Genomic DNA, 9,314 nt, shown 5'->3' with positions numbered 1-9,314 from the left:
TTTTTGATGGCTGTCCTATGCCTGTTCAGCGCCAGTTTCGCCCACGCTGCCCAAGAGCCTGACTGGTTCTCCCAACCCTACGCCTACGTGCTGGTGGACCAGGACGTGCGCAGTGCCCTGGAAGAATTCGGGCACAACCTCGATGTGCCGCTGGTGCTCTCCGACAAGGTTCGCGGCAAGGCCCGCAGCACGATTCGCGCGGCCACCGCCGGGGAGTTCCTGCAAACCCTGTGCAGCACCAACGGCCTCACCTGGTACTTCGACGGCAACCTCTTGTACCTCAACGCCAGCGATGAAATCAGCACCAGGCTCTTCAAGGCCAGCGCCCTGGACCTCGACCAGTTGCAGGCCTACCTCGGTAACCTCGATGTGTTCGGCCAGCAGTTGTCCATGCGCAACGGCCCCGAGGGCGATGAAGTGTTCGTGTCCGGGCCACCGCCGTACCTGGCGCTGGTGCAGCAGCATGTCGATCACCTGCAACCCAAGGTCGCCGCCGCCCCGGTGGCGCGCGAGCGCGGTGTGCGGGTGTTCCGTGGCGCCCAAGTCAGTACCGAAACCCCAACCCAGTAAAGGAGCAGCACCATGTCCGTAACGGCCGTAGACAGCAATCTCGCCCCTGGTGGCGCCAGCCCTGAAGCCAGGTTCAACGCGGCGGTGGATAACGCCAAGGCCGCCGATAAGCCCGCCGAGCCCACCGACGCCGAACTCACCGATTCGTTCATCACCCAGGCGGTCACTTACGGCGGCCAGTTCATCATCATGCCGAAGATGCAGGAACTGCTGAACGACGCCATGTCCGATGACGACGAAGAGTAGGAAGCCCCTATGACTATCAGTCTCGCCGCCGGCGCTTCGGCGCTGCCGCCGTCTGCCGGCGCGGGGCCCGCCGGGGCCTCGCAGAACCTGTTCGAGCACATGGCCAACACCGCCAAGGGCATGCCCGAAGGCGCCAGCCCGCACCAGATCGGCTCGGGCCTGATGGAGCGCATGAACAGTTTCATCGACCGTACGCGGGCGTTTTCCGAGCGCGCCGACCTGCTCACCAATAATCCTTCGGCACCGCCGCCGGCCCAGGCAGAAATCCGTACCGCCAGTGCTTCGCCCCAGGGTGAACCCGGGAAAAAAGTCGGCGAGCAACAGGTCGACCAGATCGTCCACTCCCTGGGCAAGATGTTCGATTACTCCATCGAAACCCAGATGGTGGTGCGCGGTGCGACGCAGATTTCCGGGTCCGCCAACACGCTGCTCAAGGGGCAATAACATCATGCCAAGCCCAAACCGTGCGCTGCGCCTGTTGCTGATCGGCCTGCTCGCCAGCCTGTTGCAGGCGTGCAACACCGACCTCTACACCAACCTCAGCGAGCGCGACGCCAACGCCATGGTCGCGGTACTGCTGCGCGGTGGCGTCCCGGCCGAGCGCAAGGCCCAGGACAACGGCCAGCTCAAGGTGGTGGTCGATGAGTCACGCTTTGCCGAAGCCATGACCCTGCTCGACAACGCCGGCCTGCCGCAGCAGAGTTTTTCCAACATGGGCGAGGTGTTCAAGGGCAATGGCCTGGTGTCGTCGCCGGTGCAGGAGCGGGCGCAGATGATCTATGCGCTCAGCGAAGAGCTTTCGCATTCGGTGTCGCAGATCGACGGCATCGTCGCTGCCCGCGTGCACGTGGTGCTGCCGGACAACGACCTGCTCAAGCGCGTGATCTCGCCGTCATCGGCCTCGGTACTGGTGCGTTACGACCCGGGCACCGACATCAATACGCTGATCCCGCAGATCAAGACCCTGGTCGCCAACGGTATTTCCGGGCTGAGTTACGACGGCGTTTCGGTGACGGCGATCAAGGCCGCCGTCGCCATCAGCCAGAACCCGGCGCAACCGCGCCTGGCGCGCTTCATGGGCCTGTGGCTGCTGGAAGACAACCTGGCCCAGGCGCGGCTGATGTTCGGGGCCTTGTTGCTGATCGCACTCGGTGCGGTAGGTGTGCTCGCCCGTCAGCAGTGGGCACGTCGTCAGTCCCAGGCGTTGTATGTGCTCAAGGAGGGTGAATGAGTTTGTTCGAACGCTGGCAGGGGCTGATTGCCGAACCGCTGCGGTTTGTGCGCGGGCCGAGCCTGGGGGCATGTTTTACCGATGAATTGCCAGACGCCGTGCTGCAGGCGATGCAGGGCCAGCCACGCTTTCGCCAGCGCCTGGAGCAGTTGCTGGTCAGCCATTATCAACTGGCACCCATGGCGCAATTGACCACGCCAATGGCGGCGGACTTGGCGGTGCTGTTGTTGTCGCCGGCACAGTTTGCCCGCTTGCCGAGGTTGTGCGGCGCCATCTGGCACGCCCCGACCCTGAGCCGCGAGATCCGTCGCGAGGTGGTCAACGAATTGCGCGAAGGCCTGGGCGCTGAGGTCTTCGTGAGCGCCCTGGCCTTGCGCCAACTCGGTGGTGCGGCGGATCTGCTGCGCGAGCCGGTCGAGTTGGTCGACGCCGTCGACCGCGATGGCCAGGGCTGTGTCGCGGCCTGGCTGCACGCCCAGCACGCCGACTGGCAGGGCTGGCTGCGTTTGCGCTTTGCCTTTCCCCAGGGCCACGGCGCCCGTGTACCGCGCGACCTGGAAATCGTCCAGGCCGCCGCTGCGTGCCTGCTGGCCGAGGAGATCACGCCATGAGTGAACTGCCAAGCCGTCCCACCGCCCGCATCCTGCGCGCCGAAGACGCCGCGTTGTGGAGCGATGGCTTTGCCTTCCTGCAAGCGGCCAAGGCGCAGGCCGAGCAGATCCGCGCCGACAGCGAGCAATGGCTGAGCAGTGCCCGCGCAGAGGGCTTTGAAAGTGCCCGGCAAGCCGGCGCTGAACAGGTGGCGCAACTGCTGCTCGCTACCCAAGCCCAGGTGCAGCATTACTTGAGCAGTCTGGAAACGTCCCTGGTCGACCTGGCCCTGGGTATCGTGCATGAAGTGCTGGGGGAGTTGGACAACGCCGAGCGTGTGGTGCGCAGTACCCGCCAGGCGTTGAGTGCATTTCGCCAGGACCAGGCCCTGACCTTGTGGGTGCCGCCGGCGGACGTGGATGCCCTGCGCCAACGCCTCAAGCTGGAGGGATTGGCGATTGCGGTGGATGCGGATGAACAGCTGAGCGCCGGACAGGCTCGCCTGAACAGCCCGGCCGGCTCCGTGGAGCTGGGCCTCGACGCCCAATTGCAGAACCTGCGTCGCAGCCTGCTGCCCTTTGCCGAAGAGGGCCTGGCATGAACCTGGAACAGCTGCTGCCACGCCTCTGCGAGCGCCTGGCCCAGGCGCGCCCGCGGCCGATGCACGGCACCGTGCTGAGCATTCGCGGTGTATTGCTGCGCGCCAGTGTGGCCGGGGCGAGCATCGGTGAGCTGTGCCAGCTGCGCGACCCCGGCAGCGCCCGCAGCCTGAGCGCCGAGGTGATCGGTTTTGACGGTGACGAGGCCATCCTGTCGCCCATCGGCTCCATGGAAGGCCTGTCCACGCGCACCCAAATCACCGCCACTGGCGAGACCCTGGGCGTGGCCGTCGGGGATGCGCAGCTCGGCCGGGTCATCAGCCCCATGGGCGATTTCCTCGACGGCGACGGCATGCCGCCGACCGTGGCCTTGCAGCACTACCCGCTGCACGCTGAACCCCCGGCAGCGTTTTCGCGACAGTTGATCGTGCGTTCCATGGCCCTGGGCATTCGCTCCATCGATGGCCTGCTGACCCTGGCCCAGGGCCAACGCATGGGCATCTTCGGTGAGCCCGGTGTGGGCAAGTCGTCGCTGCTCGCCAGCATCATCCGCAACAGCGAAGCCGATGTGATCGTGATCGGCCTGATCGGCGAGCGGGGCCGGGAAGTGCGTGAATTGCTCGATGTGCAGCTCGACGCCCAGGCCCGTGCGCGCACGGTGGCGGTGGTTGCCACTTCGGATCGCCCGGCGGCCGAGCGGGTGCGTGCGGCGTTTGTCGCCACCACCCTGGCCGAGTACCACCGCGACCAGGGCCGCAACGTATTGCTGTTGATGGACAGCCTCACGCGTTTCGCCCGGGCCCAGCGCGAGATCGGCCTGGCGGTGGGCGAGCCGCCGACCCGGCGCGGTTATCCGCCGTCGTTCTTTTCGGCCTTGCCGCGTTTGCTGGAACGCGCCGGCCCCGGGCCCAGCGGCAGCATTACCGCGCTGTACACCGTGCTGACCGAGGGTGATGCCGCCAGCGATCCGGTGGCCGAAGAGGCCCGTTCGATCCTCGACGGGCATATCGCCTTGAGTGCCGAGTTGGCCCAGCGCAACTACTTTCCGGCGGTGGATGTGTTGCGCAGTCGCAGCCGTTTGATGGAGCAGGTCGCCGGTGAAGAGCACAAGCGGCTGGCGATGCGCATGCGTGAATTGATGGCGCGGTATGGCGAGATCGAAATGCTGATCCGCGTGGGGGAGTACTCCGCCGGCAGCGATCCTTTGGCCGATGAAGCGATCAACCGCCACGCCGCTATCGAAGCCTTCCTGCGCCAGAACGCGGGTGAGCCGAGCAACCTGGAACAGACCCTGGCCCACATGCGCCGGGTACTGGCATGAACAAGGAGCAAATCAATGAAAACCCAACAACTACGCACCCTGCAAACCCTGCGGGTGTTGCGTGAACAGCGGGCCGCCAGCCAACTGGCCGCGCAGCAGCAACGCTGCGAGCAGACCCACGGTGTGCTGACCGACGCCAAGGAGCAATTGCGCCTGCACCGTGAGGCGATTGCCGAAGAAGCGCGGCAGGTTTATGCGTCCCTGACCGAAGGCCTGTCGGTCGCCAGTTGGCAGGCCGCCCAGGATCGCCTGCGCGGCCTGTCGGATGACCAGCAGCAACTGGAAAACGATGTGGCTCACGTGTCCACCACGCTGCAAAGCCAGGAGCGCGAGCGCGATGTGTTCCGTCAGGAGCGCCTGAGCCGCCAGCGACAGTCCGAGGCCTGGCAAAGCCTGCTTGAGGGGCGTGAAAGCGCCGAGCGCCGGGTGGGCGAGCTGCGTGATGAAGGCGCCGGCACATGATTCCAGCCCTTGCCGATCCGCTGTCGCCGTGGCTGACCCACCACGACCCGGCGTTACTGGCTCTGCACAACCAATTGCACCGCCGCTGCCGTCCCTGGCAGGGCCGTTGCGGCGGGCAGGACTTGCGCGTGAGCTGGGCCGCCGCAGCGCGCCGCCTTGACGCGCCGCGTCATGTGCCGCTGTCGCTTGGCGGTGCCGCGATGCGCCTGAGTTTGCCCGCTGCGGCGCTGGAGCAACTGATGCTGCCGTTGGCGCTGCCGTTCGATGTGCAGCCGTTGCCTGCGCTGCCGCGCGCGTTGTTGCTGGAGCTGGCGTTGCTCGACCTGATCGAAAGCCTGGAGCCGTTGCTCGGTCACCCGCTGCAGGTGCTCGAAGCCGGTGATGAGCAGGGCGTGTTTGCCCTGCGGCTGGCGCTGGAGTTGACCTTCGGCAACCAGCCCGCCATGAGCGCCCAGTTGGACCTGAGCGAAAGCGCCGCCGTACTGGTCACGCAGTTGCTGGCGCAATACGCCGAGGTCGAACCCGACCCCTTGCCAGGCCTGCGCCAGACCCTGGCGGTGGTGGCGGGGCGCCAGTGGCTGTCCCTCGGTGAACTGCGCAGCCTGCGCCCCGGTGATGTGCTGATGCTGGAACAAGGCCCGGGCCTGTTGCTCGACCTCGATGGCCGCCTGCAGGCGCGCTGCCAATACCAGGGCGAAGTCCTGCGCCTGCAGGAAGCCTTGAAAGCCCCCTTTGTGGAACCGGAGAACCCCATGACTGATGTTGATGCCGCCGTTGCGCTGGATGCCCTGCCGTTGAAACTGGTGTGCCAGGTGGGCAGCCTGGAACTGACCCTGGCGCAATTGCGTGAACTGGGCGCCGGCAGCCTGTTGCAGCTCGACACGCCGGGCGTGGACAGCGTCGACCTGATGGTCAACGGCCGCCGCGTCGGCCAGGGCCAACTGGTGAAAATCGGTGACGGCCTGGGTGTGCGCCTGCTGAGTTTTGCCACCCCATGACCGGTTATCAGCCGAACCTGATCGAGATCATCCTGGTCGTTGCGACGATCGGGCTGATCCCGCTGGCGGTGGTGACACTCACCGGGTTCATGAAGATCTCGGTGGTGCTGTTCCTGATCCGTAACGCCCTTGGCGTGCAACAGACGCCGCCGAACCTGGTGCTGTACGGCATCGCGTTGATCCTGTCGGTGTACGTGACCACGCCGTTGATTGGCGACATGTACCGGCAGGTGGAGGGGCGCGACCTCAACATCGAGCATGTGGAGCAACTCAAGGATTTGGGCGATGCATTGCGTCCACCGTTGCAAGCGCACCTGAAGCGGTTTGCCAATGAGTCCGAGCGCGGTTTTTTCGTGCAGGCCACCGAGACCATCTGGTCGCCTGAAGCACGCGCCGATTTGCGTGACGACGACCTGGTGGTGCTGATCCCGGCGTTCGTCAGCTCGGAACTGACCCGCGCCTTCGAGATCGGCTTTCTGCTGTACATCCCGTTCCTGGTGGTGGACTTGCTGGTGTCCAACGTGCTGATGGCCATGGGCATGTCGATGGTCTCGCCGAACCTGATCTCCATTCCGCTGAAGATTTTTTTATTCGTGTCCCTGAGCGGCTGGTCGCGCTTGATGCACGGTTTGATTCTGAGTTACGGCTGAGGCACGACCCATGGGCCAGGACGTATTCCTGTCATTGATGAAACAGGCGCTGATGACGGTGCTGATGCTCTCCGCACCGGCGCTGGGCGTGGCGATTCTTGTGGGCTTGAGCGTGGGCCTGTTCCAGGCGCTGACGCAGATCCAGGACCAGACATTACCGCAGGTAGTGAAGCTGGTCGCGGTGTTGCTGACCATCGTGTTCCTGGGGCCGGTACTCGCCGGGCAGGTGGCGGAACTCGGCGGCCAGGTGCTGGACAACTTTGCGATGTGGACGCGCTGACCGCCCATGGATGCCAGCCTGACCGCGCAGTTCCTCGAAGTCGCCTACCCGGTGATCAGCTCCGCGTCGCTTGCCGCTTGCCGTGCCATGGGCGTGGTGGTGATCACCCCGGCGTTCAACCGCCTGGGCCTCACCGGCATGATTCGCGGCTGTGTGGCCGTGGCGATTTCCATCCCGATGTTCTTCCCGGTGTTCGACGCGCTGACATCGATGCCGGAGCACGGCAGCCTGTTTATCGCCGGGTTGCTGATCAAGGAATTCCTGATCGGTATTTTGATCGGCCTGCTGTTCGGCATTCCATTCTGGGCCGCCGAGGTGGCGGGGGAGTTGATCGACCTGCAACGCGGCTCGACCATGGCGCAACTGGTGGACCCGCTGTCGTCCGGGGAATCCAGCGTGATGGCGACCCTGCTCACGGTGATGCTGATCACGCTGTTCTTCATGTCCGGCGGGTTCATCCTGATGGTCGACGGCTATTACCACAGCTACCAGCTCTGGCCGGTCACCGCGTTCACGCCGGTGTTCGCCAGCTCGGCGCTGCTGGCGGTGTTGTCGATCCTTGACCAGATCATGCGCGTCGGCGTGCTGATGGTCTCGCCGTTGCTGATCGCACTGCTGGTGACCGACCTGATGCTCGCCTACCTGTCGCGCATGGCGCCGAACCTGCATATCTTCGACCTGTCGCTGCCGGTGAAAAACCTGTTTTTCACGATCCTGATGGTGGTCTACATCGGCTTCCTGATCCCGCTGATGCTCGACCAACTGGCGGAGTTTCGCGGCACGGTCGAACTGCTCAAGACCCTGGCCGGCATGGAGTAGCCCATGGCCGATACCAGCGAAGAAAAATCCCAGCCAGCCACGGACAAGAAACTCCAGGACGCACGCAAAAAGGGCCAGGTTGCCAAGAGCCAGGACCTGGTGTCGGGCATGGTCATCCTGTTTTGCACGCTGTGCATTTCCATTCTGGCGCCACGGGCCAAGGCCCAGGTCACGGCGCTGATCGACCTCACCGCGCTGATCTACGTCGAACCGTTCGCCACGGTGTGGCCACGGGTGCTCGACCATGCCGAGCAACTGGTGATCGGCATCACGTTGCCGGTGATGGCGGTGACCACCGGCGTGGTGATCCTGACCAATATCATCACCATGCGCGGGTTTGTGTTCTCCACGGACCCGATCAAACCCGAGTTCAAACGCATCAACCCGGCGGAGGGCATGAAGAAGATCTTTGCGCTGCGCAACCTGGTGGAGTTCATCAAGGGCCTGATCAAGGTGCAGGTGCTGGCAATCGCGTTCTACGTGGTGGGCAAGCATGCATTGCAGGCGCTGATGGAGTCGTCGCGCTGCGGTGCCGAGTGCATGCAGTCGACATTCTTCCTGGTGCTCAAGCCGCTGGTGTTTACCGTGCTGTGCGCATTCATCCTGGTGGGCGGGGTGGACGTGATGATGCAACGCTGGCTGTTCGGCCGCGACATGAAGATGACCCGCAGCGAGACCAAGCGCGAACGCAAGGACATCGACGGCGACCCGCTGATCAAAAGCGAACGCCGCCGCCAGCGCAACGAGATGCAGGCACTGGCGACCAAGTTGGGTTTGGGCCGTGCGTCCTTGATGATCGGCACCACCGACGGTTGGGTGGTTGGCGTGCGTTATGTGCGCGGGGAAACGCCGGTGCCGGTGATCGTGTGCCGGGCTTCGCCGGAGGATGCGTTGTTGATGCTGCAGGAGGCGTATGACCTGGGCATTCCCCATGCGCCGGACAAAACCCTGGCAGCGGACATCGCAAAAAAGGCGGTGGCTGGCGACCCGGTACCTGATGCCGCATTCCAGGCAGTAGCGGACTGGTTGGTGGCAGCCCGTCTGATCTGAAGTAAAGACGGTGTCATCGCCTTTACTTCAGATCAGACGCGCATGGCTCCAGAGGTTGGGGCCGCCGCCACAACGGGTAAGACAGGCGCAACCGGATTGGCTGCGCCTACGACTGTTGGCGCCTTTTCGAGGGCGGTATCGACTGAGGGGCCAGGTGAATCGACAGAGGTCGCCTCTTTCACGGCAGGTTTTTCCGGGGGGCGCAGATGTTCGGGGACCTCGTTTTTCAAGGCTTTCCAGGACGGCTCAAGCGATACCGGCGGTTTTTTGGGGGGCGCGGCGGCTGGTTCCTTGTCGGGTGCTGGTTTAGCCGTCTTGTCACCTGCTATGGCTTTAATCGCTTTACCTGTGCCGTAGGTGGCGCCGGCAGTGGCCACACCGGTGACGGCACCGACAGCGATTGCTTTGCCAGCGCCAATCAAGGCGGGAATGATTGCAGCAAGAAATGGAAACATAGGTAGGGTCCTTCATTAGCCGGGACGGAAGCCGATCATGAG

The 9,314-nt window shown here is 64.3% G+C and carries 14 protein-coding genes; 13 read left to right on the top strand and 1 reads right to left on the bottom strand.

Features of this window, described 5'->3' with window-relative positions; translation table 11 throughout:
- Positions 1-6: 6 nt before the first annotated feature.
- From BM110_RS06495 to BM110_RS06435, 13 genes are read left to right on the top strand one after another with little or no spacing between them, the layout of a single operon-like run.
- A complete protein-coding gene (locus BM110_RS06495) occupies positions 7-570 on the top strand; it encodes a type III secretion protein (protein WP_093512807.1) in 564 nt (187 codons plus the stop codon).
- 12 nt (positions 571-582) lie between these two features.
- Positions 583-816, top strand: coding sequence for a hypothetical protein (locus BM110_RS06490; RefSeq protein ID WP_092244980.1), 234 nt, complete (start codon positions 583-585; stop codon positions 814-816).
- A gap of 9 nt (positions 817-825) precedes the next feature.
- On the top strand, positions 826-1,260 hold the full coding sequence (locus tag BM110_RS06485) for a hypothetical protein (RefSeq protein ID WP_058425050.1): 435 nt from the start codon (positions 826-828) through the stop codon (positions 1,258-1,260).
- Positions 1,261-1,264: 4 nt separating this feature from the next.
- Entirely contained in the window at positions 1,265-2,047 is a 783-nt protein-coding gene (gene sctJ / locus BM110_RS06480; RefSeq protein ID WP_093512805.1) for a type III secretion system inner membrane ring lipoprotein SctJ, read from the top strand.
- On the top strand, positions 2,044-2,658 hold the full coding sequence (locus BM110_RS06475; protein ID WP_092244986.1) for a type III secretion protein: 615 nt from the start codon (positions 2,044-2,046) through the stop codon (positions 2,656-2,658). Before sctJ ends, BM110_RS06475 begins: the two co-directional genes overlap by 4 nt.
- Positions 2,655-3,239: a type III secretion system stator protein SctL gene (sctL, locus tag BM110_RS06470; RefSeq protein ID WP_092244989.1), complete on the top strand. Its 585-nt coding sequence runs from the start codon at positions 2,655-2,657 to the stop codon at positions 3,237-3,239. The genes BM110_RS06475 and sctL overlap by 4 nt, the downstream gene beginning before the upstream one ends.
- Positions 3,236-4,558 carry a FliI/YscN family ATPase gene (locus BM110_RS06465; protein WP_093512802.1) on the top strand — a complete coding sequence of 441 codons (1,323 nt, stop codon included), beginning with the start codon at positions 3,236-3,238 and terminating at the stop codon, positions 4,556-4,558. The genes sctL and BM110_RS06465 overlap by 4 nt, the downstream gene beginning before the upstream one ends.
- Before the next feature lie 15 nt (positions 4,559-4,573).
- Positions 4,574-5,020, top strand: a complete 447-nt coding sequence (locus tag BM110_RS06460; RefSeq protein WP_092244992.1) for a hypothetical protein — start codon at positions 4,574-4,576, stop codon at positions 5,018-5,020.
- Entirely contained in the window at positions 5,017-6,018 is a 1,002-nt protein-coding gene (gene sctQ, locus BM110_RS06455; RefSeq protein WP_093512800.1) for a type III secretion system cytoplasmic ring protein SctQ, read from the top strand. The genes BM110_RS06460 and sctQ overlap by 4 nt, the downstream gene beginning before the upstream one ends.
- Positions 6,015-6,668, top strand: a complete 654-nt coding sequence (gene sctR / locus BM110_RS06450; protein ID WP_017137580.1) for a type III secretion system export apparatus subunit SctR — start codon at positions 6,015-6,017, stop codon at positions 6,666-6,668. The genes sctQ and sctR overlap by 4 nt, the downstream gene beginning before the upstream one ends.
- Positions 6,669-6,678: 10 nt before the next feature.
- Complete coding sequence (locus BM110_RS06445; protein WP_093123897.1) at positions 6,679-6,948, top strand: EscS/YscS/HrcS family type III secretion system export apparatus protein; 270 nt, start codon at positions 6,679-6,681, stop codon at positions 6,946-6,948.
- Between the two features lie 6 nt (positions 6,949-6,954).
- On the top strand, positions 6,955-7,767 hold the full coding sequence (gene sctT, locus BM110_RS06440; RefSeq protein ID WP_071491925.1) for a type III secretion system export apparatus subunit SctT: 813 nt from the start codon (positions 6,955-6,957) through the stop codon (positions 7,765-7,767).
- 3 nt (positions 7,768-7,770) lie between these two features.
- Positions 7,771-8,817, top strand: coding sequence for an EscU/YscU/HrcU family type III secretion system export apparatus switch protein (locus BM110_RS06435; protein WP_093512798.1), 1,047 nt, complete (start codon positions 7,771-7,773; stop codon positions 8,815-8,817).
- A gap of 32 nt (positions 8,818-8,849) precedes the next feature.
- Here the strand turns inward: BM110_RS06435 and BM110_RS06430 are convergent, their stop codons facing one another.
- Positions 8,850-9,272, bottom strand: coding sequence for a hypothetical protein (locus BM110_RS06430; protein WP_092245004.1), 423 nt, complete (start codon positions 9,270-9,272; stop codon positions 8,850-8,852).
- Between the last annotated feature and the right edge of the window lie 42 nt (positions 9,273-9,314).

The organism is Pseudomonas sp. NFPP28 (genome assembly GCF_900115535.1).
Taxonomy (GTDB): Bacteria; Pseudomonadota; Gammaproteobacteria; order Pseudomonadales; family Pseudomonadaceae; genus Aquipseudomonas; species Aquipseudomonas extremorientalis.
The sequence above is the reverse complement of the archived record's forward strand: the minus strand, read 5'-3'. Positions and strand labels throughout refer to the sequence as shown.

Coding starts and splice junctions, on each gene's coding strand:
- BM110_RS06495 (WP_093512807.1), top strand. CDS start 7: ATGGCTGTCCTATGCCTGTTCAGCGCCAGTTTCGCCCACGCTGCCCAA.
- BM110_RS06490 (WP_092244980.1), top strand. CDS start 583: ATGTCCGTAACGGCCGTAGACAGCAATCTCGCCCCTGGTGGCGCCAGC.
- BM110_RS06485 (WP_058425050.1), top strand. CDS start 826: ATGACTATCAGTCTCGCCGCCGGCGCTTCGGCGCTGCCGCCGTCTGCC.
- sctJ (WP_093512805.1), top strand. CDS start 1,265: ATGCCAAGCCCAAACCGTGCGCTGCGCCTGTTGCTGATCGGCCTGCTC.
- BM110_RS06475 (WP_092244986.1), top strand. CDS start 2,044: ATGAGTTTGTTCGAACGCTGGCAGGGGCTGATTGCCGAACCGCTGCGG.
- sctL (WP_092244989.1), top strand. CDS start 2,655: ATGAGTGAACTGCCAAGCCGTCCCACCGCCCGCATCCTGCGCGCCGAA.
- BM110_RS06465 (WP_093512802.1), top strand. CDS start 3,236: ATGAACCTGGAACAGCTGCTGCCACGCCTCTGCGAGCGCCTGGCCCAG.
- BM110_RS06460 (WP_092244992.1), top strand. CDS start 4,574: ATGAAAACCCAACAACTACGCACCCTGCAAACCCTGCGGGTGTTGCGT.
- sctQ (WP_093512800.1), top strand. CDS start 5,017: ATGATTCCAGCCCTTGCCGATCCGCTGTCGCCGTGGCTGACCCACCAC.
- sctR (WP_017137580.1), top strand. CDS start 6,015: ATGACCGGTTATCAGCCGAACCTGATCGAGATCATCCTGGTCGTTGCG.
- BM110_RS06445 (WP_093123897.1), top strand. CDS start 6,679: ATGGGCCAGGACGTATTCCTGTCATTGATGAAACAGGCGCTGATGACG.
- sctT (WP_071491925.1), top strand. CDS start 6,955: ATGGATGCCAGCCTGACCGCGCAGTTCCTCGAAGTCGCCTACCCGGTG.
- BM110_RS06435 (WP_093512798.1), top strand. CDS start 7,771: ATGGCCGATACCAGCGAAGAAAAATCCCAGCCAGCCACGGACAAGAAA.
- BM110_RS06430 (WP_092245004.1), bottom strand. CDS start 9,272: ATGTTTCCATTTCTTGCTGCAATCATTCCCGCCTTGATTGGCGCTGGC.